The following is a 24,064-nucleotide window of genomic DNA, read 5'->3' as shown; positions in this document are numbered from 1 at the left end:
ACCATGACTTCCGCAATCAATCGCGAACTCGTCGCGGCGCTCCGTCCGTCGCTGGTGATGACGGGGCTGTTCGCCGGGCTGCTTGGCCTGGCCTATCCCGCCGCGATCACCGGCATTGCCCAGGTGGCCTTTCCCTGGGCCGCCAATGGCAGCCTGGTGACCGAACACGGCCAGGTGATCGGGTCTGACCTAATCGGCCAAGGCTTTGCCAGCCCGCGCTATTTCCACGGCCGTCCGTCGGCTGCGGGCAGCGCCGGATACGATGCCTCGGCTTCGGCCGGCTCCAACCTCGCGCCTTCGTCCCAAGCCCTGCACGATCGCGTCGCCGGCGCGGTCAAGGATATTGCCGCCACTTCACCAGGCTCTCCCGTTCCGCCTGACCTGGTGACCACCTCTGCCTCGGGGCTTGATCCCCATATCAGCCCCGAGGCAGCCTTTTTCCAGGTGGACCGCGTGGCCGCCGCCCGTGGCCTCCCGCGCGAGACGGTCCGCGCGCTGGTGACGGCGCAGGTCGAGCAGCCCTTGCTGGGCCTGCTGGGCGAACCGCGCGTCAATGTGCTGCGGCTCAATCGGGCACTGGACGAAGCCACGGTGTCGCGCGCACAAGGGCATTGATGACGCCCGCACGCCCCGATCCCGAAGCCCTGCTGCGCCTTGCCGAGCAGGAAAGGTCAGGCCGCCTCAAGGTTTTCCTTGGGGCGGCGCCTGGCGTTGGCAAGACCTGCGAAATGCTCGACGATGCGCTGGCCCAGTCCCGCGCCGGCGTGGACGTGGTGGTCGGCATTGTCGAGACTCATGGCCGCGTGGAGACCGAGGCGCGGCTGCGCCCGCTGCCGATGCTGCCGCGCAAGGAAGTGGCCCATCGCGGCCACACCCTGCTGGAAATGGACATCGACGCCATTCTCGAGCGCAAGCCCGCGCTCGTGCTGGTGGACGAACTGGCCCATGCCAATGCGCCGGGCAGCCGCCACGACAAGCGCTGGCAGGACGTCGAGGAAATTCTCGCCGCCGGGATCGATGTCTGGTCCACGCTCAACATCCAGCATCTTGAAAGCCTCAACGACGTTGTCGCCTCGTTCACCCATGTGCGGGTGCGCGAGACAGTGCCCGATCGCCTGCTCGATCGCGCCGAGATCGAGGTGGTCGATACCCCGCCCGACGAACTGATCGAGCGCTTGCGTGCCGGCAAGGTCTATGTCCCGCACGAGGCAGCGCGCGCGCTGCACCACTTCTTCTCGCGCTCCAACCTTTCGGCGCTGCGCGAACTCGTGCTGCGCCGTGCCGCGCAGGCGGTCGATGCGCAGATGCTCGATGCCGTGCGGGCGCAGGCGCTTGCGGGCACCTGGGCCACGGCCGATCGCGTGCTGGTGGCGGTGGGCAGTCACGATGCCGCCAGCGACGTGGTGCGCGCCGGGCGGCGCCTGGCCGATGCCCTGCGCGCGCCATGGACGGCGGTGCATATCGAGACGCCGGGTGAGCGTGGCGCGCAGGCCAATGCCCGCCTGGCCGAAGCGATGCACCTCGCCACGCAACTGGGCGGGCAGGTATTGGCCCTGCCGGCCGCCGGTGTGGTTGAAGGTCTGGCTCAGGCCGCTGCCGATACCCGCGCGACGCTGGTGGTGGTGGGGGCGCCACGCCCGCGCCGCTTTGCCTGGCAACGCCGCCTGACGGTGGACACGCTGGCGCGGCGCCTGCCCGATCTGGCCTTGCAACAGGTGCCGGTGGCCCATGGCGCCGCCGCGCGCGTCGCGCGTGCGCAGCCGCCCCTGGACATGGCCACCTGGGGGGGCACGCTGCGCGGACTGGTGCCGGCGCTGGCCGCCACCGCGCTGGTCACCGCGCTCGGGCGCCTGTTGTTTGCCGCCGCGCCCATCACCAATGTGGCGCTGCTCTATTTCCTGCCGGTGATGCTCGCGGCCACGCGCTATGGCCTGGCCACCGGGGTGATCACCGGGCTGGCCGCCTCGCTGGCCTACAACTTCTTTTTCATCCCGCCCACGGGCACGTTCACCATCGCCGATCCGCAGAACATCATCACCGTGCTGGTGCTGGTGGCTGTGGCAGCAGTCAGCAGCCAGTTGGCCGCGCGGTTGCGCCAGCAGGCGCTGCTCGCCGGAGCCAGCGCGCGCACCAGCGCGGCGCTGGCCGGCTTCGCGCGCCTGCTCACCGGTGTGACCACGGCCGAAGAACTGGGGCGGGTGCTCTGTGCCGAGGCAGCGCGACTGCTTGATGCCCATGCCGTGCTGCTGCTGCCCGATGGCGGCAAGATGACCGTTGCGGCGGCCTATCCGCCCGAGAACCGGCTTGAAGTGCTGGACCTGGCCGCCGCGCAATGGGCGTTCGATCGTGCTCAGCCCGCCGGGCGCGGCTCGGGCACGCTCACCGCGTCGGAATGGCTGTTCACCCCGCTGGCAGCCGGTGGCGCGCCGCTCGCCGTGCTCGGCTTGGCGCGGGGAGACGCCACGGCGCCGGTGCGCAGCGACCGCCTGCCGCTGCTCGGCAGCCTGGCCGATCAGGCCGGGCTGGCGCTGGAGCGCATCCGCCTGGAGCATGACATGGCCGGCGTGCGCCAGTTGGAAGAGCGTGACCGGCTGCGCGCCGCGCTGCTCTCGTCGATCAGCCACGATCTGCGCACACCGCTCACCGCCGTGGTCGGAACCTTGCGCGAACTGATCCCGGCCAATGCGGACCAGGCACCGATCCTCGCCACCGCGCGGGCAGAGGCCGAACGGCTGCAACGGTTCATCGCCAACCTGCTCGACATGGTGCGGATCGAAGCGGGTGCCATCCCCCTGCGGCCCGAGGCGGTGGACCTGGCCGAAGCCGTTGCCAGCGCGGTGCACGACTTGCGCCGTACGCTCGGCACCCGCCCGGTCACCATGGACATTGCACCCGATCTGCCGCTGGTCATGGTCGATCCGCGCCTGTTCCACCATTGCCTGATCAACCTGATCGAGAATGCAGTGCGCCATGGCGGCGAGGAAGGCGCGATCACCCTTTCGGCAAAGCGCCGCCCGGAAGGACTGGACCTGATGGTGCTGGACGAAGGGCCCGGCTTGCCACCGGGCATGGAATTTCGCGTATTTGAAGTTTTCACAAGGGTGGAAGGCTCCGATCGCAAGGGCGGCACAGGCCTGGGTCTAGCCATCGTCAAGGGGTTTGCCCGGGCGATGGGGATCGCGGTCAGCGCGACCAACCGCACCGATCACCCCGGCGCGCGCTTCACCCTGCGTTTCTCGGAAAGCCAGTTGCGAAAGATAAGCCCCGAATGAACAGTTTGGCCACCCGCGTGCTGGTCGTGGACGATGAACCGGCCATCCGCCGCCTGCTGCGCGGCAGCCTGGCCCGCGCCGGGCACGACGTGATCGAGGCCGCCGATGCCCGCGCCGCGCTCGCCGCGCTGGCGATCGACAAGCCCGATCTCGTGCTGCTCGACCTGGGGCTGCCCGATCGTGACGGGCTGGAACTGATCCCGCTGGTCAAGGCTACGGGCGCCGCGCTGCTAATCGTTTCCGCGCGCGATGCGACCGAGGAGAAAGTCGCCGCGCTCGATCTGGGGGCAGACGACTATGTCACCAAGCCTTTCGATACCGAGGAAGTCCACGCCCGCATGCGTGTCGCGCTGCGCAGCCGGCTGAGCCGCGTGGCCGAGGAACCAGTGGTGCAGGTGGGGGCGATCACTGTGGACCTTGCCGCTCGCCGCGTGCTGCGCGATGGCATGGAAGTGCACCTCACGCCCAAGGAATACGGCTTTTTGGCGCAGTTGTGCCGCCATCCTGGTCGCGTTGTGTCGCATGCCGCACTGCTGCGTGCGGTGTGGGGCGCTGGGCACGAGCATGACGTGGAATACTTGCGCGTGGCGGTGCGCGGGGTGCGGCGCAAGCTGGAAGACGGTGATGTTGAAAGCAGCATGATCCGTAACGAGCCGGGAGTGGGGTATCGCCTGATCATGGGCTGATCCTGCACGTGGCTTGCGCCGATGCCGCGCATGGTGCATCCGGCCACGCGGAGGTGCCCGCCGTGCTCAATTCCCGTGATCTCGCCATTCTCGATATTCTGCAACGGGACAGTGAGACGCCGCTGGCCGAAGTGGGCGCGCGGGTGCATTTGTCGCCCTCAGCCTGTTCGCGTCGCATCGCCCACTTGCGCGAGGCGGGCTATATCAAGCGCAACGTGGCGGTGATCGACCGGGCGAAGGTGGGTCTGCCCACCACCGTCTTCGTCACGGTCAGCGCGCGCACCCACAGTGCGGCCTGGACCGAGCAGTTCCGCCAGGCCGTGGCCCAGATTCCCGAAGTGATGGAAGTCTATCGCCTGACCGGCAGCATCGATTATCTGCTGCGTATCGTGCTGCCGAGCGTCGATGACTATGACCGTGTCTACAAGGCCCTGGTGGCGCGGATCGAGATGAACGTGGTCTGCGCCTCGATCGTCATGGAAACGGTGAAGTCAGCCGAAAGCCTGCCGCTCCATCACGCCGGTTGACCGCGCCGGCATGCCACGGCACCTTTGCGCCGCACGATTGCGTAGCCCAGCGCCAAGGAACCTGCCGCCATGACCGACCTTTCGTCTGCCCTGCCGCTCGACCGCCGGCGGATGTTCCAGCTTGCCGCGGTTCTGGGCGGCAGCATGGCCCTTGGCGAGCGGGCGCTGGCCGCACCGGGCGGCCCCAGCGCGTCGGCTGCGCCCAGCCTGAAAGTGGCGCCGGGCACGATCCGCCTTAACGGCAACGAATATTGGGAAGGGCCGGTCGAGGATGGCACCGACGCCGCGCGTTCTGCCGTGGCGCGCAGCAACTATTACGATCCCGCCGGCGAACGCGATGCCCTGATCGAGACGGTGGCGACGATGGAGCGCGTCGGCGCCGATCACGTCGTGCCCTGGGCCGGATCGGGCAGCCCGCTGGCGCGGTCTGTTGTCGGCTTTTGCAGCCCGCAGCGCGGCCTGGTGACTGCCGATCCGACATTCGAGGTGGCCTGGATGGTGGCCGGCTATGTGGGCGCGCCGGTGGCCAAGGTGCCGCTGCGCGCCAGCGACCAGGCCCACGATGTGCGCGCGATGCTCGCCGCCAATCCCCAGGCCGGCCTCTATTACATCTGCAATCCCAACAACCCCACCGGCTCGCTCACGCCGATGGAGGATATCGTCTGGCTGGCCAATGCCATGCCCAAGGATGCGGTGCTGTTGCTGGACGAGGCCTATCTGCACTTTTCCCACGCAGCATCGGGCATGGACCTGGTGCGCAATGGCAGCAACGTGATCATCCTGCGCACCTTTTCCAAGATCTTCGGCATGGCGGGGATGCGCATGGGGCTGTCGATCGCCCGGCCCGAGCTTCAGGCCCGGCTGATGCAATACGATGGCGTGATCCAGACGCTGCAACTGCCGGTGCCCGCGCTGGCCTGTGCCAGTGCCAGCCTGCGCCGGATGGAGCAGATCACCGCGCGGCGCGAACAGAATACTCAGACGCGCGAGAAGACCGCCGCCTTCCTTGCCCAGCGTGGGCTGACGGTGTTGCCGAGCGCGGCCAACATGCTGATGGTCGATTGGGGCAAGCCCGCCGCGCCGATCAAGGCCGGGTTCGAGGCCAAGGGCATTGCCATCGGCCGCTCCTGGCCGATCTGGCCCACCCGCTCGCGCATCACCATCGGCTCTCCTGCGGAAATGGAGCGCTTCTGCAATACGGTAGAGCGGGTGGTCAGCCAGGCTTAGGCGCCGCGCAGCCGGCCTGAAGCAATCAGGGCGCCCAGTTCCGGCGGCAATGGAAGGTCTTCCGGCATGTCGGGCGCGGCTTCGGCCGCGGCCAGCGCGGTATGCATCGGCAGCACTCCGGCCCAGACCGGCACATGGGCATCTTCGGGATCGCCGGGCGGGCCGGTGCGATCCTTGACGCTGGCTTCCTCGATATCCATCCACACCACGGTGCTGGCCTTGGCTTCCTGCGCGGTCATCGGGCGCAGCGTGTCCCAGCGGCCGGGAAACAGGCTGTCGACCATGGCACGCAGCGCGGCCGCGCTCGCTTGTGCATCGGTGATCCGCTGCGCGCGCCCGAACACCATGGCGCTGCGATAATTGACCGAGTGGTTGTAGGCCGAGCGCGCCAGGACATAGCCATCCATCAGGCTGACCGTCAGGCACACGCGCTGCCCCTCGATCTGCCGCAGGAAGCGGCTGGCCGAGGAACCGTGCCAGAACAGGCGGTTGCCCTCTCGCCAGTGAATCGTGGGGGTCACATAGGGTTCGCCATCGATCACATAGCCCACATGGCACAGCGGCGCGGCATCGAGCACGGCGTGGACATCGGCCCAGGCATGGCTGGCGCGGTTGTGCATGCGCCTCACCCGGCTGCGCGGCGTAACGGGAAATTCCTGGTTCATCGCTCTCGTCTCTTGGGTTGATGCCGAGACCATGGCGGAGAAGTGGTTTGCTGATGAGAGCCACTTGCCTGAATCGCATCAGTCCAGTTTGATGGCGCGATGAGCAAGGAACCCACTATCTGGCTGGTGCTCGATCGCGCAGCGGGCGATCTGGAAGGGCAGGTCTATCGCGCCTTTCGTGCCCGCATCCTGAGCGGCGCCTTGCCGGCTGGCGCGCCCCTGCCTTCCACCCGCAGCCTGGCGCAGGCGCTGGGGCTGGCGCGCAGCACGGTGGTGGCGGGTTACGATCGCCTGGCCGCCGAAGGCTATCTGCGGGCCGCGCGCGGTTCGGCTACCCGCGTGGCGCCGCTGTCACCTGTGCCCGAGGGAAGCAGCGCGCATCGCCCGGCACCATCGGCGGCAGTGGTCACGCCTGCCGATCCGGCGCGGTTCCTGCCGCTGCGGCCCGGCGTGCCGGATCTCGATGCCTTTCCCCACGCGGTCTGGGCGCGATGCCTGTCTGCCCGCGCCCGCGCGCTGCGAGTTCACGACCTGGGCTATGCCGACGAGCAGGGCCTGCCGCTGTTGCGCGAAGCCGTGCTCGATCACGTGCGCCGCACCCGCGCCGTGGTCGCCGATCCGGCGCAAGTGGTGATCGTGCCATCCACCGCCGCTGCGCTGGCGCTACTGGCGCAACTGGTGCTGCGACCCGGCGACACAGCCTGGGTGGAGGAGCCCGGCTATGCCACGGCGCAGGCGCTGTTGCGCGCGGCGGGTGCCCGCCTGGTGCCGGTGCCGGTCGATGGCGAGGGGATCGATCCGGCACGCGCGCCGCGCGGGGCGGTGCCGCGGCTGATCCACGCCACGCCCTCGCATCAGTATCCCACCGGCGCGGCCATGAGCCTGGCGCGCCGCCTCGCGCTGCTGGACCGGGCCACGCGAGGCGGCGCGCTGGTGGTGGAGGACGATTACGACAGCGAATTCCATTATGCCGGGCGGCCTCTGGCCAGTCTGCAAGGCCTCGATGAGCAAGGCTGTGTTGCCTATCTTGGCACCTTTTCGAAGGTTCTCGCGCCCGGCCTGCGCGTGGCCTATGCGGTGGTGCCGCCGCGACTGGTGGCGCCGATGCAGGCCGCCGTGCGCCTTTCGGGCGGGACCGTGCCGATCCACACCCAGGCGGCGATGGCCGATTTCCTGCGCGAAGGGCATCTCAACGCGCACATCCGTCGCATGCGCAAGGTCTATCACGAACGCATGGTCGATGCGGCAGCCTGCCTTTCTCGGAGTGCGGCAGGCCGCTGGAGGGTCGGACCGGTCGCTGGGGGTCTGCAACTGGCGCTTTGGTTCACACAGCCCAACGCTGACGATCAGGCCATCGCCCGCCAACTCCAGGCCGACGGCCTGGGCATTATCGCCCTCTCACCGCTGTTTCTGGGGCCGGCGTGGGCGGGACTGCTGATTGGCGTGGCGACAGCATTGCCTGATGTGGTCCAGCACCTTGTCGATGCGCTGGATGCGATGATGCCGGTTCGACGCGGGCGCGGGGTTCAGGCCCGCCAGTCGCGATAGCCGCGATGGCGCAAGGGGCGCCCGCAGTGCCGGCACGGCGCATATTCCGTGCCCTCTTCGTAATAGCGCTTGCCACGATTTGGGTCATGGCGCCCGATGCTGCAAAGCAGCATGGCCCAAAGCTTGGGTGGATTGTCCATGGCTACGCTCCTGATCGCCAAATTTTCAGCAAAAACGCGGACGTTTGGCGAATCTTGCAGCGTTGGCTGCAATCGCTATTATTGCACTGCACACAGCGTTAGGCGAGCAAATTTACAATTGCGTTGCATTTTCGCCGCGATGGTTAATTCCGGTTCGCCATATGCCAGGCAAGCGCTTCGACACGCTCGACAATAGCCGTCGACAGAGGCGAGGGCGGGACAAATTCCGCCCAGGCGGCGTGGAAGCACAGCAGCCAGCCTTCGATCTCGGCCTGGCCGATCGACGCGCCCATGTGGCGCATGCGCAAGCGGGGATGGCCATATTGGCTCGTGTAGAGCGGAGGCCCGCCAAGCCAGCCGGTCAGGTATTCGTACAGCCGCTGTTCCGCGCGCTCCAGCGAAGGGGGATGCACCGCGCGGCAGGCCTGCGCGCCGGGCAGGCTGTCCATCAGCGCATAGAACCGCGCACAGAACGCCCGCACCATCGCTTCACCGCCCAGTTCGTCATAGGGCGTCGCGGCGGCGGGGGACTCGCTTTCCGGGGCATGGCTCATGCCGCGCCCATAGGCCTGCCCGCGCCCGCTGGCCAGCGGGCATGATCGCGATTACAAGGCGCCACCATGGCACGCATTCTGGTTATCGAGGACGACCCCGACACCGCCGGCGAAATCGTGGCCGAATTGCGCGGCCACGGGCACGAAGTCAGTGCTGCCGGCGACGGCGAGCGCGGCGTGGAACTGGCCCTGCGCGAGCCGTTCGACGCGATCACGCTCGATCGCATGTTGCCCGGGCTCGATGGGTTGTCGGTGGTGGCGCGGCTGCGTGCGGCGGGCCTGACGCTGCCGGTGCTGATGATAAGCGCGCTGGGCGATGTGGACGAGCGCATCGCCGGCCTGCGCGCCGGTGGTGACGATTACCTGATCAAGCCTTTTGCGCCCAATGAGATGGCCATGCGCGTGGAAGTGCTGTTGCGCCGGCAACGCCAGATGACCGGCGCCACGGCCATGCTGGTGGCCGGGCCGGTGGAAATGGACCTGATCCGCCGCGAAGTGCGTGTGGATGGCGAGCCGGTGCGGCTGTTGCACATGGAGTTTCGCCTGCTGGAATTCCTGATGCGCAACGCCGGGGAAACCGTGGCGCGCCAGATCATCTTCGAGCGAGTCTGGGGCTATTACTTCGATCCCGGCGCCAACCTGATTGCCGTGCATATCGCCCGCCTGCGCAAGAAGATCGACCTGCCGGGGCGGCCGTCCCTGATCGAGACGGTCAAGGGCGAGGGGTATCGCTTCGATGCCGGCTGAATGGCCCTGGGCCAGTTGGCCGCGGCTTTCCGCCATCCGCAAGACCAGCACGTTCCGCCTGGCGGTGATGTTCGGCGGGGCTGCGGTGCTGGGCGTGCTGCTGGTGCTGGCAATGGTCTACAGCCTGACCGCAGGCGAACTGGATACGCGCGTGGACCTGATCCTGCGCACCGAAATGGCCCGGCTGTTGGCCGTGCCCGAGGCGGACCTGCCGATGGCGGTGGATGCGGCGGTGCAGCGCGGGACCAATCCGCTGGGCCATGTCGGCCTGATTTCACCCGGCGGGCGCTGGGTGGCGGGCGATCTCGGCGCCAGCCCGCCTTTGCGGCTTGGCCACACTTATGCGCGGGACGATGGGCCGGATGTGCGCGGGCCGCTGCATATCCTGGCGCAGCGCACGCCGGGCGGGGCGATCATCCTGGTCGGGCGTGATTCCACGATCATCACCGACTTGCGCGATCATGTGCTGGCGATCCTGCTGGCCAGCGGCCTGGTGGTCATGCCGCTGCTGCTGGGGTCGGGGCTGGCGCTCAGCCTGGGGCCGCTGCGCCGGGTGGACCGCCTGCAACAGGTGGCCGGCAAGATTGCCGGTGGGCGCCTCGATGCCCGCATGCCGATCGAGGGACGGGGTGACGAACTGGACCTGCTGGCCGATACCGTGAACCACATGGTCGGCGAAGTGGAACGGTCGATGGCGCAGGTGAAGTCCGTCACCGACGCCATTGCCCACGATCTGCGCACCCCGCTCACCCGCGTGCGCAATCAGCTCTATCGCGCGGCCCGCGCCCCCGATCTGCCCGAGGCGGAAGGGTACCGCATCGCCGCCGCGATCGAGGATCTCGATACGGTGTTGGCCCGTTTCGCCGCGCTTTTGCGCATTTCCGAAATCGAGGCGGGCCATCGCCGCAAGGGCTTTGCCCCGACCCGGATCGATGAACTCGCCAGCGTGGTGATCGATCTCTATGCGCCGCTTGCCGAAGAGCGCGACGTGGCGCTGGTGGCGGGCGAACTTGCCGCCGTGTCGCTGGTTTGCGACGGGCAATTGATGGTGGAGGCGATGAGCAACCTGGTGGACAATGCCATCAAGTTCAGCCCGCCCGGCGGCACGGTCACGCTCACGGTGGCGCAGCGCGGCGGGGAAGCCGTGATCGCGGTGGTCGATGAAGGCGTGGGTATCCCGCCAGAGCAGGTCGACGCCGTGGTGCGCCGTTTCGATCGCGGCGCGGCATCGCCGGCCGTGCCCGGTTCGGGGCTGGGGCTGAGCGTGGTGGCGGCGGTGGTCCACCTCCACCAGTTCACGCTGGATTTGCAGCCGGCGCGGGCCGATCCGGCGCGGCCAGGCCTCAACGCCTGCATCCGAGCTGGCGCATCCAGCGCCCCACTCGCGGCAATGTGAAATTCATTTCATTGGCTTGGCGCACGCCGCAGGTTCAAGGGACCCGGCGGTTGGCGCCGCACCATCGGCGCTCTCTTACGTTTCTGGCGCCTGCCGGTGCCGGTCTTCGCGCATGCGAAGCGCCGGGCGGTGGGCCAAATCCTTTGGGAACGCCATGCTGCAACTGGTCAAGCTCGCGCTCAGCAAGCCCTATACCTTCGTCGTCCTGGCCATCCTGATCGTGCTTTCGGGCTCGATCGCCTGGCTGCGCACCCCCACCGACATCTTTCCCGACATCCGCATCCCGGTGATCGCCGCCGTCTGGCAGTATCGCGGCCTGCCGCCGGAAGACATGGCGGGGCGGGTGGTCTATTACTACGAACGCTCGCTCACTTCGACGGTCAACGATATTGACCATATCGAAAGCCAGTCGATGAACGGCGTGGGGGTGGTGAAGATCTTCTTCCGCCCCGGCGTCGATATCCGCACTGCCACCGCGCAAGTCACGTCTGTGTCGCAGACGGTGCTCAAGCAGATGCCGCCGGGTATCACGCCGCCGCTGATTCTGAACTATAGCGCGGCGACTGTGCCGATCCTCAAGATGGCGCTCTCTTCGGGCAAGCTTTCCGAACAGGCGATCTATGACCTCGGGCAGAACGGTATCCGTCCGCGGCTGGCCACGGTCCAGGGCGCGGCCGTGCCTTCGCCCTATGGCGGGCGCGAGCGGCAGATCCAGATCGACCTCGATCCCGCCGCGCTGTTGCAGCGCCATCTTTCCGCCGCCGACGTGGGCGCTGCGCTCGCCGCGCAGAACCAGATCGTACCCGCCGGCACCACCAAGATTGGCGAGTTCGAATATTCCATCCGCCTCAACAACAGCCCGCAGGTGATCGATCAGCTCAACGCGCTGCCCATCCGCACGGTGGATGGCACGACGGTGACCATCGGTGATGTCGCCCACGTGCACGATGGTTCGCCGCCGCAGGTCAACGAGGTGCGCGTCGATGGCGGCCGCGCCGTGTTGATGACAATCCTCAAGTCCGGCTCGGCCTCCACGGTCGACATCGTCAACGATGTCAAGGCCTTGCTGCCCAAGCTCAAGGAAACGCTGCCCGACAGCCTCAAGGTTCAGTTGCTGTCCGACCAGTCGCTGTTCGTGAAGGCGGCGGTTTCGGGCGTGGTGCGCGAAGGCGTGCTGGCGGCTGCGCTGACCAGCCTGATGATCCTGCTGTTCCTCGGCTCGTGGCGCTCCACGGTGATCATCGCCACGTCCATTCCGCTCGCCATCCTGGCGGCCGTGGCGGGGCTGGCGGTGACCGGCGAAACGCTCAACATCATGACCCTTGGCGGCCTGGCGCTGGCCGTGGGCATCCTGGTGGACGATGCCACCGTCACCATCGAGAACATCAACTGGCACCTGGAACAGGGCAAGGGCGTGGCCCAGTCGATCATGGACGGGGCCGAGCAGATCGTGCGGCCCGCGTTCGTGTCGCTGCTGTGCATCTGCATCGCCTTCCTGCCGATGTTCTTCCTGCCGGGCGTGGCCGGGTTCCTGTTCGCGCCCATGGCCAAGTCGGTGGTCTTTGCGATGATCGCCAGCTTCGTGCTGTCGCGCACGCTGGTGCCGACGATGAGCAACTTCCTGCTGCGCGCGCATGGTTCGGAACACGCGGTGGAGATCATGGTCAGCCATGATGCGATGACCGGGCAGAAGCCCGGCATGCATCCGCTGCGCCGGTTCCAGCATGGCTTTGAAATGCGTTTCGAGGCGATCCGCGCATGGTATGTCGCGGTACTGCGCGCGGCGTTGGCCAATCGTCGCCGCTTCGTGCCCGGCTTCATGATCGTGGTGCTGGCGTCGCTGGTGCTGGTGCCGTTCCTGGGGCGGAATTTCTTCCCCAGCGTCGATGCCGGCCAGATCAGCCTGCACGTGCGCGCGCCGGTCGGCACCCGCCTGGAAGAAACCGCCGCCCTGTTCGACAAGGTGGAGAACCAGATCCGCGCCACCGTGCCGCCGGGCGAACTGGTCTCGATCGTCGACAACATCGGCATGTCTTCTTCGGGCATCAACTCCGCCTATGCCAACAGCGGCAGCATTGGCCCGCAGGATGGCGATATCCTGGTCACGCTGGCCGAAGGGCACCATCCCACCGATGGCTATGTCCGCGCGCTGCGCGAACGCTTGCCGCGCGCCTTTCCGGGCACGACGTTCTCGTTCCTGCCGGCCGATATCATCAGTCAGATCCTGAACTTCGGGGCGCCCGCGCCGATCGACGTGATGGTCACCGGCCCCGACACCAAGGCCAACGCCGACTATGCGCGCATGCTGGCCGGCCGCATGGGCCACGTGGCGGGGATCGCCGACGTGCGGATGCAGCAGGCGACCAGCGCGCCCGAACTGCGCTTCGACATCGACCGCGCCCAGGCCGATCGCCTTGGCGTGACTGAAAACGACGTGACCAAGAGCCTGTCGGTCAACCTGGCCGGCAGCGCGCAGGTGGCGCCGACGTTCTGGCTCAATCCCAAGAACGGCGTGTCCTATCCGATCGTGGTGCAGACGCCGCAGTATCGCACCGACAGCATCAATGCCCTGGACAACATCCCGGTCAGTTCCGCCCGCCCCGGCGCGGTGCAACTGCTCGGCGCGCTGGGCACGATGACGCGCGAACCCACCCCGGCGCTGATCTCGCACTATGCGGTGCAGCCCGCGTTCGACGTCTATGCCACCACGCAAGGGCGTGACCTGGGCGCCGTGGCCGGCGATGTGCAGAAAATCCTCAAGGACACGGCCAACAGCCTGCCCAAGGGATCGACCGTCACGATCCGCGGCCAGGTGGAAACGATGAACGCGGCTTTCACCGGCCTGGTGCTGGGCCTGGTTGGCGCAGTGGTGCTGATCTACCTGCTGATCGTCGTCAACTTCCAGAGCTGGATCGACCCGGCGGTGATCGTCTCGGCTCTGCCGGCGGCACTGGCGGGCATTGCCTGGACGCTGTTTGCCACGCACACGCCGCTGTCGGTGCCGGCGCTGACCGGGGCGATCATGTGCATGGGCGTGGCCACGGCCAACTCGGTGCTGGTGATCAGCTTTGCCCGCGAGAGGCTGGCCATCCTGGGCGATGCCACGCTGGCCGCGATCGAGGCAGGCTCCACCCGCTTCCGTCCCGTGCTGATGACGGCTCTGGCCATGATCATCGGCATGGCGCCGATGGCGCTGGGCCTGGGCGAGGGGGGCGAGCAGAACGCCCCGCTGGGCCGCGCCGTCATCGGCGGCCTGGTCTGCGCCACCATTGCCACGCTGGTCTTCGTGCCCGTGGTCTTCTCCATCGTCCATCGCAAGACGCGGGGCGGCGGCGCTGCATCGCAGCCCACGCCGCCGCCGTCCGCCGACCCCATTTTCTTCAAGGGAGACCTTGTCCATGCAGAATGACACCAGCCTGGTCGTGGGCCAGGAAGACGCCCCCGCGCGCGCGCCGCGCGGCCTGAAGACCGCCGGCCTGGTTGCCGCCGTGGCAGCCGCCGCTATCGTCGGCATCGGGCTCTACAGCCGCCACAGCGAGGCGCTCGATACCCATGCCTGGAGCGAGGCGCAGGCGATCCCCACTGTCCACCTGGTGGACGTGGCCCCGGCGGCGGCCAGCGGCGCACTCACCCTGCCGGGCACGATGGCGGCGTGGAACACCGCGCACATCTTTGCCCGCGTTCCCGGCTACATGCAGGCCTGGACCCGCGACATCGGTGCCACGGTCGGACAGGGCACGCCGCTCGCCACGATCGAGACGCCCGAACTGGACCAGCAGATCGTCGCCGCCCGCGCCGCGCTGGCCAAGGCGCGCGCCAGTGCCTCGCTGGCGCGCAGCACCGCCGCGCGCTGGAACGACCTGCTGACCGACCATTCGGTCTCGCAGCAGGAGGCGGATGAGCGCAACGGCAACCTGGCCGTGCAGGTTGCCACCGTGCGCGGGGCGGAAGCCGATCTCGCGCGGCTGCTGGCGATGAAGGGCTATGCTACCGTGCGCGCGCCCTTTGCCGGGGTGGTGACACAGCGCACTGCCGATATCGGCGATCTGGTGGGGCCGGGCGCCACCAACCAGCAGCCGATGTTCACCGTTGCCGATGTCGGCCGCATCCGCATCTACGTGGGCGTGCCACAGGCCTATGCCGCCGCGATGAAACCGGGGGTGGAAGCCACGCTGACCGTGCCGGACGAGCCGGGGCAGACGTTTGCCGCCAAGGTTGTCGGCACGTCTGACGCGATCAATCCGCAGAACGGCGCCTTGCAGGTGCAGTTGCTGGCCGACAATTCGGCCCATGCGCTGCGCGCGGGCGGCTATGCCCAGGTGTCGTTCAAGGTGCCCAGCAGCGGCGGGGCGGTGACGATCCCGTCGAGCGCGCTGCTGTTCCGTTCGGCCGGCACGCAAGTGGCCACGGTGGGCAGCGATGGTCGCGTGCGCCTGGTGCCGATCACGCTGGGCCGCGATCTGGGCAAGAGCGTGGAAGTGGTCTCCGGCCTGTCCGCCGGGGCCAAGGTGATCGACAATCCGCCCGATTCCATCGCCAATGGCGATGCCGTCCATGTCGATGGGGGGCACCATGGCTGAGCGCCGCGCCGCATGGCGCAAGGGGTTGGGCCTGGCTAGCGCCCTGGCTTTGGCCGGGTGTTCCAGCGCGCCCGCCTATCGTCCCCCACAGGTCAGCCTGCCGGCCAGCTTTGCCGGAAATGGCCCCTGGGTCCAGGTTGCCGACGCTACGGCCATGCCCCCGGTCGACTGGTGGACGGTGTTTGGCGATCCGGTGCTGAATGGGCTGGAGCAGCAGCTCAACGCCGGCAATCCCTCGCTGGCCGCCGCCGTGGCGCGGCATGACCGGGCCATGGCCCTGCTGCACCAGGCACGGGCCGATCTCTATCCCCAGCTTGGCGTGGGCGCCAGCGTGACGCAGAACCGCCAGTCGGCCGATCGCCCGCTGCGCGGCGCCAGTCAGCCCGATTACTATGGCGCGCAGACCGTGGGCGTGACGGGCGGCTATGAGGCAGACCTGTGGGGCCGGGTGAGGGCCAATGTCGCAGCGGGCCGTGCCGACGCGCAGGCCGCCGCCGATGACCTCGCCGATACCCGCCTTCAGCTTCAGGCGGAACTGGCGCAGGGCTATGCCGTGCTGCGTGGGCAGGACCGGATCATCGCCCTGCTCGATGCCACGGTGCAGACTTATGCCCAGGCCGACCACATGACGCGTCGCCGCTTTGAAGGCGGCATCGCCAACGCCATGGAAACCGGCCAATCGGCGACCCAGTTGGCCGAAGCGCAGGCGGCCCTGGCCGATGCGCGCAACGCCCGCGCGCTGGCCGAACATGCCCTTGCCACGCTGGTGGGCGTACCGGCTACCGGCTTTGCCGTGGCGCCATCGGACCAGGCCCTGACGCTGCCATCGGTGCCGGTGGGCGTGCCGTCCACGCTGTTGCAGCGCCGGCCCGATATCGCGGCGGCGGAACGGCGGATGTATGCCGCCAACCGTCGCATCGGCGTGGCGCGGGCGGCGTTCTTCCCTTCGCTGCTGCTGGGCGGGCAGGTCGGTTTGCAGGACACGGCGCTGGCCGACATCATTGCCGCGCCCAACACGTTCTGGTCGATCGGCCCCTCGGCCTTGCTCACCCTGTTCGATGGTGGACGCCGCCACGCCAAGGTGATGCAGGCCCGCGCCGATTGGGACGCCGCCACGGCAGACTATCGCGGCCGCGTGCTTTCCGCCGTTCAGGATGTGGAAGACGGTCTCTCGCGCCTGCATCACCTGGGCGACGAGGCGCAGTCGGAAACCCACGCGGCCGAGCAGGCCGGCAATGTCGAAGCGCTGGCCATGCGCCGCTACGAACGCGGGGCTGTCAGCTATCTCGACGTTGTCAACGCCCAGACCACGGCGTTGCGCACGCGGCAGAAGGCGATCGAGGTGGATACCCAGCGCCTGACCGCGGCCGTGCGATTGCTGCGCGCGGTCGGTGGCGGCTGGCAGGATGCGCCGACCACCAAGCGCGGCTGAGGCGTACCCAACTGGCGGGGGCTTGGCTTTTTGGCCTGCCCCCGCAATGATGGCACCATGGTTCATGATCCTGCCGCTGCTGTGGCCGATGGGCGGCTGGCCTGGGGCACGCGCCTGGCCGCCGTGCTCTTTGCAGTGCTCGTCGCGGCGCTGGCCGGGCTGGTGGTGGCCTTTGCGATCAGCGCGCGCGGCGCCAATCGCCAGTTCGTGCTGGCCAGCCTGTCGGAACGGCAAGCCGCGGCCGTATCCCGTATCGTTGCCCTGGCGGCGACGGGGCAGGGGCCGGCACTCGATGCCGCCCTCACAGATTACGAAGGCCTGGTCAGGCAGGAGGCAGGGCTCGCCCCGGCCGAAACGCAGCCTCATCGCGATCGCGAAGTAGCCCGCGCCGCTGCCTTGGCCAAGCTGGCGCGCACGCCCGGCGCGCAGGCCCGGCTGGAAGAGCTGGCCCGCGCCATCGATGGCCAGGAAAGTGGCGAGTTGCAGGCCGGACGCCTGGCGCTCGCCCGCGCCGGGCAGCGCAGCATGGTGTTGGCTGGCCTGCTGGCTGCCGTGGCGCTGGCCTGTGCCGGTTGCGGCGCCTGGCTGCTGTGGCGCAGCAACCGGGCGCTCGCTGCGATGGTGCAGGCCCGCACTGCGCGGATCGAGGCGGTCGATGCCTCGCGCCGCCTGTTCTTCGCCAAGGCCAGCCACGAATTGCGCACGCCCGTGACCGCCTTGCGCAGCGCGGCCGAAGTCGCGCTGGACCAGCCCGATCCCGACCCGCGCATCTTGCGTGAAACGCTGGGACACGTCGTGGCGCAGGCCGGCTTCCTGACCCACCGCATCGAGGAACTGCTGGGCCTGGCGAGCGCGGACGACGGCCGCCTGGTGCTGGCCGACGCGCCGTTCGATCTGGCGCAGGTGGTGGCAGAAGCCGTGGCGGCGGCGCAGGTCTATGCCGCCAGCGTGGACGTGGCGATCGCACTGGCCGTGCCCGATGGGCCGCTGCCCATGCAGGGGGACGCGCGCTGGCTGCGCCAGGCTCTGCTGGCCGTGATCGAGAATGGCCTGAAATTCGCGCCGATGGAGACTGTGCTTGCGGTTAGCGTGACAGTGGCCGACGGGTGCGCGGAGGTGGCCGTGCGCGATCAGGGGCCAGGGGTGATGGAGAGCGATCTGCCACGGATTTTCGATGCCTATTACCAGGCGCAGGAGGGCCGCCAGCGGGGCGGCAGCGGGCTGGGCCTGGCGCTGGCGCGCTGGGTGGTGGAACAGCATGGCGGCGCCGTGGCCGCTGCCAACCAGCCACAGGGCGGCTGCGTGATCCGCTTCTCCCTGCCTCTGCAAGGCGCCGTGGCATGAGCATGGTCCTGCTGGTTGAGGACGACGCCGGGATCGGCCGCTCGGTGGTGCAGGGGCTGGGCGGACGCGGCCTTGCCGTGCGTTGGCTGCGCCAGGGCGCCGGCGTGCTGGACCTGCTGGCGCAGGAGCAGGTGGCGACGGTGGTGCTCGATATCGGGCTCCCCGATGCCGACGGACTGGCCCTGTGCCGCGCCATTCGCGCCGCCGGCCATGGCATGCCGATCCTGATGCTCACGGCCCGCACCGCGCTCGACGATCGCCTCGAAGGCTTCCAAGCCGGCGCGGACGACTATCTGCCCAAGCCCTTTGCCTTTGCCGAACTGGCCGCGCGCGTGGGCGTGCTGGTGCGCCGCGCCGGGCAACTGGCGCCTCCACCGATCGCGTGGGGGGGGCTGGTGATCGATCGCGCCCAGGGAATGGCGGCCTGGCAAGGCGAGCCGCTGGCTCTGGAGCCGCGCAGCCTGGCGCTACTGGCCGAATTGGCCCTGGCGCGCGGGGCCGTGGTCGAACGCGCTGTTCTGGTCGACCGGGTATGGGGCGCCGACGCGGTGATCACCGACAACGCCGTGGACGTGGCCGTCAGCGCGCTGAGAAAGCGGCTATACCCATGCGCCTTGACGATCGCAGCGGTGCGCGGGCGCGGTTTCCGGCTCGTGCCGCCGGAATTACCCTCATACTTTGGGTCAGCCTGAGCCTCTGCTCAGGTTCTTTCTGTCTCCGCCTGTTACGGCTTCGTTCAGAACAGAACGGAGGGCGGGCAGTGGTGAGGAAACGGTTTTTGCTGGGTGCCGGGGCTTCAGTCCTTGGCCTTGTCGGCGCCGCTCACGCGCAGGAAGCGAGCGGTCCCGACATCATCGTGCGTGCCACTCCGCTTGCCGGAGAGGCGCCCGAGATCGGCAATGCCAAGGCCTTGCAAGTAACCCAGGCGGTGAGCGTGGCCGAACAGCTTGCTCGCACCGCCCCGGGCGTGACGATCAACGAGGTGCAGGGCAATCCGCTGCAACCCGATGTCAACTATCGCGGGATGACGGCCTCGCCCTTGCTGGGCACAGCACAGGGGCTGTCGGTCTATCTTGACGGCGTGCGCGTCAACCAGCCGTTCGGCGATGTTGTCAGTTGGGATCTGATCCCCACCGGCGCGATTGCCGATATCGATCTGGTCTCTGGCGCGGCACCGCAGTTTGGGCGCAATGCGCTGGGTGGCGCGCTGGTGTTGCGCACCAAGAGCGGCAAGACCGACCCCGGCGTTGGTCTGGAGGCCTCGGGCGGTTCGTTCGGCCGGGTGACCGGCAGTGTCGAGGCCGGTGGCGTACTGAATGGCGGGCTCGATTGGTTCGTGGCGGCGGACCATTTCCGCGAGGATGGCTGGCGCGAGATGTCTCCCTCGCGCGCCACGCGGGCGATGGCCAAGCTGGGATGGAGCGATGCGACGTCGTCGGCCTCGCTCACCGGCCATTTTGCCGATACGAATCTCAACGGCAATGGCCTTCAGGAAATGCGCCTGCTCGCCGCCGATCGTCGCAGTGTCTATACCGCGCCCGACAACACCCGCAACCGCATGGGCATGCTGGTGTTCAACGGCGAAACCAAATTCGATAGCGGTCTGGGCCTACGCGCCAATGCGTTCTGGCGCCACTTGCGCACCCAGACCTACAATGGCGACATCAACGATGATGCCTTGGGGGAAAACCTCTACCAGCCCAATGCAGAAGAACGCGCCGCATTGGCCGCTGCCGGATACACCGGATTTCCGGTGTCCGGCGAAACCCAGGCCAACACCCCGTTTCCCAAATGGCGTTGCATCGCGAACGTATTGCTCAACAGCGAGCCCAACGAGAAGTGCGACGGCCTGGTCAACCGGTCGCAGACCCGGCAGAGTGAATGGGGCGCCACGCTCGAAGCCTCAGCCAGCCTGGCCACCGGGGCGCTGCGGCATGACGTGACCCTGGGCGCGTCTTACATCGGAAGCAGCGCGCATTTCACACAGAGCACGCAGTTCGGCTATCTCCTGCCCGATCGCACTGTCGTGGCGGTGTCGGGGCCGGGCGCCTTTGCCGATGGCACGCAGGATTCCGAAAATGCGTTCGACGCGCGGGTAGACCTGCGCAGCCGTACCACGGCGCTTTCGGCCTATGCGCTCGATCATGTGGCCATGGGCCGGGGCATCAGCCTGGACCTTGCCGCGCGATACGATCGCGTTTCGGTGCGCAACCGCGATGGGATCACACCCGGCGGTGGCACCGGGTCGCTCGATTCCAGCCCGGTCTACCATCGACTCAACCCGGCGGTCACGCTGACCGGGGCGGTGGCGAAGGGGGCCAACCTGTCGCTGGCGTGGAGCCAGGCGAGCCGTGCGCCTTCGGCCATCGAGCTTGGCTGCTCCGATCCGGAAAGCCCCTGCCGCCTGCCCAATGCCTTGGCCGGCGATCCGCCGCTGCGCCAGGTGATTGCCCGTACCGTGGAAATGCGGTTCGATGCCGGCAATGCCTGGGGCCATGTGCATGCCGCGCTGTTTCGCACCGACAGCAGCGATGACATCCTGTTCGTGGCCAATGATGCGTCTGGCTATGGCTATTTCCGCAATTTCGGCAAGACGCGGCGCCAGGGCCTGGAACTGTCCGCCAAGGCCCGCGCCGGGCGCTTCACGCTGTCGGCGAGCTATACCCTGCTCGATGCCACCTATCGCTCTGGCGAGACGGTCAACGGATCGGGCAACAGCAGCAACGATGCGCCTGCACCGGGTTTCGAAGGCGCGATCGAAATACGGCCCGGAAATCGCATTCCGCTGCTGCCGCGCCACACCGCGAAGGCGGCCTTGGGCTGGGAAGCGGCGCCGTGGCTCAGCCTCGATCTGGACATGGTCGCGGTGTCCGGCGTCTATGCACGCGGCAACGAAAACAATGCCCATCAGCCTGACGGCACCTATTATCTCGGCCCCGGCAAGACCGATCCCTATGCAGTGTTCAACCTGGGCGGCGAAGTGCGTCCAGGCCCCGGCATCACGCTGTTCGCGATGGTGCGCAACCTGTTCGACAAGGCCTATGCCACGGCCGCGCAACTGGGGGCCACGGCGTTCGACGCGCAGGGCCAGGTAGTCTCGCGGCCCTTTGCCGGGCCAGTGATCGACGGCGAGCGTCCGCTGCTCAATTCCACGTTCTTTGCACCAGGTGCCCCGCGATCGATCCAGGTAGGCGCCCGCTTGCGCTTCTGAAGGCTGGCCCGGCCCACAGAAACAGTCCCCCCGACAACCGGCCATCCCCACTCCCCAGGCCAGTTGTTACCCCACCGGCCCGACGCCCTCCCCCCGGCGTCGGGCCGGATTTTTTCGGCGGTAAGCATTTCCATAAGGATTTGTGGTAAACGCCTGAGCATGAAGGGTTCGACAACAGGGATTGAACAGTTCACGGCGGGGATGGCGATGATCGCGGCGCGCGTACTGCTGGGCCTTTGCGCCTGGCTCGCGTTGGGCCTGGCGGCGCCTGCGTTCGCAGCCGTGCCGGACCACTGGATTACGCTGGAAAACGCCTGCCATGCCGTGGGTGTGACGCCGCCGGCGGGCCAGGACGGGCGCATGCCGGCGCAGTTTTCCTGCACGCCCGATCCGCGCGACTACCAGCACGGCAGCCTGTGGATCAAGGTTAACGCCGGCACCCTGGCGCAGGCCGGGGCCAACCCGGTGCTGATGGTCCACTCCTCGCGGTTCGACGCGCTGCGCGTCGGGTTTTTCTATGCCGATGGCAGCGTCGATTGGCAGGGCGTGGCGCGCGGCGACTATGGTGCGCGCTGGCGCCTGGGTGGCCAGATCGCCTTCATTCCGCCAGACCGCGATGCGCCGCTATCGGGCGTGGTCTTGCGCTTTGATCGTGTGTCGTCGGCGCCGATGTTGCGCATGCGCCTGATCGACGGGGGCCAGGCGCAGTTGCAGGCAACGGCCATGGCCAGCATGATCGGTGCGGCGTTGATGTTGCTGGCGCTGGGTGCGGTCTACAACTTTGGATTGGCGATCGCGGTGCGGCGGCAGTTCCCGGCGTGGCAGGGCGCCTGGGCCACCTGCATGGTCGCCTGGGGGGCAATGTGGTCGCAGTTCCATCTCTTTTTCCTGCCGGGCCTTGCTGGAGCCGTTTCCGCGCAGGCCTGCACCGCGCTTTCGTGCCTGGCGACCTTGCTGGCCACGTTCAGTCTGCTGACCGCGCTCGATCCCGTTCACGTGCCCAAGTGGCTCGGCCGCGTGACGCGGGCCGTGGCGATCACCTGCTGCGCGCTGGGCGTGCCGCTCAGCGTCATGCGCAGCGGGCCGATGGAATTCTGGGCCGGTCTGCTGGGTATTCTCGTGCTGCTGCTGCTGGTGCTGGCGGGCTCGTGCCTGATCGTTGCGTGGCGGCGGGGCAGTGCGCCGGCCAAGGCTTTCGTCGGGGCATGGGCCGTGCCGATGATCGTCATGGGCAGTTCCGGCATCATCGATGTCAGCCATGCGTTCTGGGGTGGCGGCTCGCAGATGATGGTGCTGGCTGCCTCATCATGGCAGACGGTCTGGCTGGCCGTGGCCGCCACTCGCCGCTTCATGGGCATGCGGATCGAGCGCGATCGCGCCCTGATGGCCGAGGCCGCCGCGCAGGAACAGGCGCGCCGCGATCCCTTGACCGGCCTGCGCAACCGTCGCGGCTTTCTGGAAGCCATTGCGCCTCTGCTCGATCGCGTGAACGAGACCGGCGGCCCGACGCTGGACGAGGGTGACACGGTGGCGCTGCTGCTGCTCGATGTCGATCGCTTCAAGATGATCAACGACAGCCATGGCCACGAAGCGGGTGATGCCGTGCTGGTCACCCTGGCCCGGCGCCTGGCGCGGTGGGACGGCGCACTGTGCATTTCCGCCCGCCTCGGGGGCGAGGAGTTTGCGCTGCTGACCAGCGGCATGGGGCGATTTGCCGCCCTGCAACTGGCCGAGAGCGTGCGGGCAGGCCTTGGCGCCTGCGACCACGGCGCGATCATGGGGCCGGGCGAAGTGACGGTGAGCATCGGCGTTGCCCTGGCCCGGCCGGGCGACGATTTCGCCGCGCTCTATCGCACCGCCGATGCCGCGCTCTACGCGGCCAAGCACCAGGGTCGCAACCGTGTGGTGATCGCGCCGGACGTGGTCTATGCCGAAAGCGAGCATGGCCTGGTCATGCCGCGTATCGCGTCGATAGACTGATTTTCTTCCCGCCTCTTGCGTCGGCTGCGGGGCCGCGGCTAATCCCGTGGGCCGAGGCAGCGGAACGACTGCCACCAGGAAGCCAAGGGAGAACACGCGGGTGGCGCGTCTCAAGCGGAGTGAAAGCCAGGCGCGCACCAGGGAGCGCCTGTTGCAGGCGGCCAGCGATCTCTTTCGCCGCGACGGCTATGCCATCACCTCGCTGGAACGGATCGCCGAGGCGGCCGGCTTTACGAAGGGCGCGGTCTATTCCAATTTCGACAGCAAGGAAGCGATCTACCTGGAAGTGCTGAGCGCCGAGGCGATCGGCAATCTGGGCCAGTTGCTGGCCGACCTTGATGGCGCGGCCGATCTGTCGGCCGTGGTCGATATGGTCGCGCAGTGGGCGCAGGAGCGTTCACGCCACGGTGGATGGTCCTTATCGGTGATGGAACTGGCGCGCACGCAGCCGGCCGGCGCGCCCTGTCTGGAGCGCTTGGAAGAGATCGTGCGCCGGGGCTGGCGCGGGCTGGGTGGCTATCTGCGCCAGCGCTTTCCCGGCGGCGCGGCCGAGCCTGAAGTGCTGGGTGCGCTCTTGTTCGAGATCGCCTATGCGCCTGCGCTCACGTTCCTGTCGACGCCCGATGCCGCCGATCTGGTCCGCCTGGTCCTGCCGGCCCAACTCGCGCCCGCGCCTTCATCGCTTTAAAGCATTTTCAAGGCAGGTGGAATCACCTGCCGACTCGGAAAATGCGGCAAATCAAAATGCTAGAGCG

General features: G+C 68.1%; 19 protein-coding genes. 16 read left to right on the top strand and 3 right to left on the bottom strand.

From position 1 onward, the window contains the following. The first annotated feature begins 3 nt into the window (after window positions 1–3). The 5 genes from kdpC to IE191_RS01235 all read left to right on the top strand — a co-directional run bounded on the left by kdpC (window position 4) and on the right by IE191_RS01235 (window position 5,712). A complete protein-coding gene (gene kdpC / locus IE191_RS01255; RefSeq protein WP_229815015.1) occupies window positions 4–615 on the top strand; it encodes a potassium-transporting ATPase subunit KdpC in 612 nt (203 codons plus the stop codon). Further along, window positions 612–3,272, top strand: a complete 2,661-nt coding sequence (locus IE191_RS01250; RefSeq protein ID WP_444544235.1) for a DUF4118 domain-containing protein — start codon at window positions 612–614, stop codon at window positions 3,270–3,272. The genes kdpC and IE191_RS01250 overlap by 4 nt, the downstream gene beginning before the upstream one ends. Then, entirely contained in the window at window positions 3,269–3,958 is a 690-nt protein-coding gene (locus tag IE191_RS01245; protein ID WP_191322519.1) for a response regulator, read from the top strand. Before IE191_RS01250 ends, IE191_RS01245 begins: the two co-directional genes overlap by 4 nt. A 62-nt stretch (window positions 3,959–4,020) precedes the next feature. Next, window positions 4,021–4,485, top strand: coding sequence for an Lrp/AsnC family transcriptional regulator (locus IE191_RS01240; RefSeq protein ID WP_191322518.1), 465 nt, complete (start codon window positions 4,021–4,023; stop codon window positions 4,483–4,485). A gap of 69 nt (window positions 4,486–4,554) precedes the next feature. Then, window positions 4,555–5,712, top strand: coding sequence for a pyridoxal phosphate-dependent aminotransferase (locus IE191_RS01235; RefSeq protein WP_191322517.1), 1,158 nt, complete (start codon window positions 4,555–4,557; stop codon window positions 5,710–5,712). Here IE191_RS01235 and IE191_RS01230 read toward each other — a convergent pair. Beyond that, window positions 5,709–6,377: a pyridoxamine 5'-phosphate oxidase family protein gene (locus tag IE191_RS01230; RefSeq protein ID WP_191322516.1), complete on the bottom strand. Its 669-nt coding sequence runs from the start codon at window positions 6,375–6,377 to the stop codon at window positions 5,709–5,711. The genes IE191_RS01235 and IE191_RS01230 overlap by 4 nt on opposite strands. Window positions 6,378–6,476: 99 nt before the next feature. Here IE191_RS01230 and pdxR point away from each other — a divergent pair, with 99 nt between their 5' ends. Further along, window positions 6,477–7,925, top strand: a complete 1,449-nt coding sequence (gene pdxR / locus IE191_RS01225; RefSeq protein WP_191322515.1) for a MocR-like pyridoxine biosynthesis transcription factor PdxR — start codon at window positions 6,477–6,479, stop codon at window positions 7,923–7,925. On the opposite strand, the gene IE191_RS01220 is transcribed toward pdxR, so the two are convergent. Beyond that, window positions 7,904–8,065: a hypothetical protein gene (locus IE191_RS01220; RefSeq protein WP_191322514.1), complete on the bottom strand. Its 162-nt coding sequence runs from the start codon at window positions 8,063–8,065 to the stop codon at window positions 7,904–7,906. The two genes, pdxR and IE191_RS01220, sit on opposite strands and share 22 nt — an antisense overlap. A 143-nt stretch (window positions 8,066–8,208) precedes the next feature. After that, the gene (locus tag IE191_RS01215; protein WP_191322513.1) at window positions 8,209–8,619 is read right to left on the bottom strand and encodes a group II truncated hemoglobin; all 411 of its coding nucleotides are present in this window, start codon (window positions 8,617–8,619) and stop codon (window positions 8,209–8,211) included. Between the two features lie 66 nt (window positions 8,620–8,685). Between IE191_RS01215 and IE191_RS01210 the strand changes: the two genes are divergently transcribed. From IE191_RS01210 to IE191_RS01165, 10 genes are all read left to right on the top strand, one after another. Beyond that, window positions 8,686–9,366, top strand: a complete 681-nt coding sequence (locus IE191_RS01210) for a response regulator transcription factor (RefSeq protein WP_191322512.1) — start codon at window positions 8,686–8,688, stop codon at window positions 9,364–9,366. Continuing rightward, window positions 9,356–10,762, top strand: a complete 1,407-nt coding sequence (locus tag IE191_RS01205) for a sensor histidine kinase (RefSeq protein ID WP_191322511.1) — start codon at window positions 9,356–9,358, stop codon at window positions 10,760–10,762. Before IE191_RS01210 ends, IE191_RS01205 begins: the two co-directional genes overlap by 11 nt. A 154-nt stretch (window positions 10,763–10,916) precedes the next feature. Beyond that, on the top strand, window positions 10,917–14,171 hold the full coding sequence (locus IE191_RS01200) for an efflux RND transporter permease subunit (RefSeq protein WP_191322510.1): 3,255 nt from the start codon (window positions 10,917–10,919) through the stop codon (window positions 14,169–14,171). Beyond that, window positions 14,161–15,342, top strand: a complete 1,182-nt coding sequence (locus tag IE191_RS01195; protein WP_191322509.1) for an efflux RND transporter periplasmic adaptor subunit — start codon at window positions 14,161–14,163, stop codon at window positions 15,340–15,342. Before IE191_RS01200 ends, IE191_RS01195 begins: the two co-directional genes overlap by 11 nt. Next, on the top strand, window positions 15,335–16,774 hold the full coding sequence (locus tag IE191_RS01190; RefSeq protein WP_191322508.1) for an efflux transporter outer membrane subunit: 1,440 nt from the start codon (window positions 15,335–15,337) through the stop codon (window positions 16,772–16,774). The genes IE191_RS01195 and IE191_RS01190 overlap by 8 nt, the downstream gene beginning before the upstream one ends. Window positions 16,775–16,831: 57 nt before the next feature. Beyond that, on the top strand, window positions 16,832–18,118 hold the full coding sequence (locus IE191_RS01185) for a sensor histidine kinase (RefSeq protein WP_191322507.1): 1,287 nt from the start codon (window positions 16,832–16,834) through the stop codon (window positions 18,116–18,118). Continuing rightward, window positions 18,115–18,810, top strand: coding sequence for a response regulator transcription factor (locus IE191_RS01180; protein ID WP_229815014.1), 696 nt, complete (start codon window positions 18,115–18,117; stop codon window positions 18,808–18,810). The genes IE191_RS01185 and IE191_RS01180 overlap by 4 nt, the downstream gene beginning before the upstream one ends. A 71-nt stretch (window positions 18,811–18,881) precedes the next feature. After that, window positions 18,882–21,329, top strand: a complete 2,448-nt coding sequence (locus IE191_RS01175) for a TonB-dependent receptor (RefSeq protein WP_229815013.1) — start codon at window positions 18,882–18,884, stop codon at window positions 21,327–21,329. Between the two features lie 159 nt (window positions 21,330–21,488). Next, window positions 21,489–23,309: a GGDEF domain-containing protein gene (locus tag IE191_RS01170; protein WP_229815012.1), complete on the top strand. Its 1,821-nt coding sequence runs from the start codon at window positions 21,489–21,491 to the stop codon at window positions 23,307–23,309. Window positions 23,310–23,409: 100 nt separating this feature from the next. After that, window positions 23,410–23,997 (top strand): TetR/AcrR family transcriptional regulator, encoded by a 588-nt coding sequence (locus IE191_RS01165; protein WP_191322504.1) that lies wholly within the window; start codon window positions 23,410–23,412, stop codon window positions 23,995–23,997. Window positions 23,998–24,064 lie beyond the last annotated feature (67 nt).

The organism is Novosphingobium pokkalii (genome assembly GCF_014652855.1).
Taxonomy (GTDB): Bacteria; Pseudomonadota; Alphaproteobacteria; order Sphingomonadales; family Sphingomonadaceae; genus Novosphingobium; species Novosphingobium pokkalii.
Note: the sequence above shows the minus strand (reverse complement) of the source record. Positions and strands in the feature narration are given on the sequence as shown.

Coding starts and splice junctions, on each gene's coding strand:
- IE191_RS01195 (WP_191322509.1), top strand. CDS start 14,161: ATGCAGAATGACACCAGCCTGGTCGTGGGCCAGGAAGACGCCCCCGCG.
- pdxR (WP_191322515.1), top strand. CDS start 6,477: ATGAGCAAGGAACCCACTATCTGGCTGGTGCTCGATCGCGCAGCGGGC.
- IE191_RS01235 (WP_191322517.1), top strand. CDS start 4,555: ATGACCGACCTTTCGTCTGCCCTGCCGCTCGACCGCCGGCGGATGTTC.
- IE191_RS01245 (WP_191322519.1), top strand. CDS start 3,269: ATGAACAGTTTGGCCACCCGCGTGCTGGTCGTGGACGATGAACCGGCC.
- kdpC (WP_229815015.1), top strand. CDS start 4: ATGACTTCCGCAATCAATCGCGAACTCGTCGCGGCGCTCCGTCCGTCG.
- IE191_RS01205 (WP_191322511.1), top strand. CDS start 9,356: ATGCCGGCTGAATGGCCCTGGGCCAGTTGGCCGCGGCTTTCCGCCATC.
- IE191_RS01170 (WP_229815012.1), top strand. CDS start 21,489: ATGAAGGGTTCGACAACAGGGATTGAACAGTTCACGGCGGGGATGGCG.
- IE191_RS01180 (WP_229815014.1), top strand. CDS start 18,115: ATGAGCATGGTCCTGCTGGTTGAGGACGACGCCGGGATCGGCCGCTCG.
- IE191_RS01190 (WP_191322508.1), top strand. CDS start 15,335: ATGGCTGAGCGCCGCGCCGCATGGCGCAAGGGGTTGGGCCTGGCTAGC.
- IE191_RS01200 (WP_191322510.1), top strand. CDS start 10,917: ATGCTGCAACTGGTCAAGCTCGCGCTCAGCAAGCCCTATACCTTCGTC.
- IE191_RS01185 (WP_191322507.1), top strand. CDS start 16,832: ATGGTTCATGATCCTGCCGCTGCTGTGGCCGATGGGCGGCTGGCCTGG.
- IE191_RS01210 (WP_191322512.1), top strand. CDS start 8,686: ATGGCACGCATTCTGGTTATCGAGGACGACCCCGACACCGCCGGCGAA.
- IE191_RS01215 (WP_191322513.1), bottom strand. CDS start 8,619: ATGAGCCATGCCCCGGAAAGCGAGTCCCCCGCCGCCGCGACGCCCTAT.
- IE191_RS01230 (WP_191322516.1), bottom strand. CDS start 6,377: ATGAACCAGGAATTTCCCGTTACGCCGCGCAGCCGGGTGAGGCGCATG.
- IE191_RS01220 (WP_191322514.1), bottom strand. CDS start 8,065: ATGGACAATCCACCCAAGCTTTGGGCCATGCTGCTTTGCAGCATCGGG.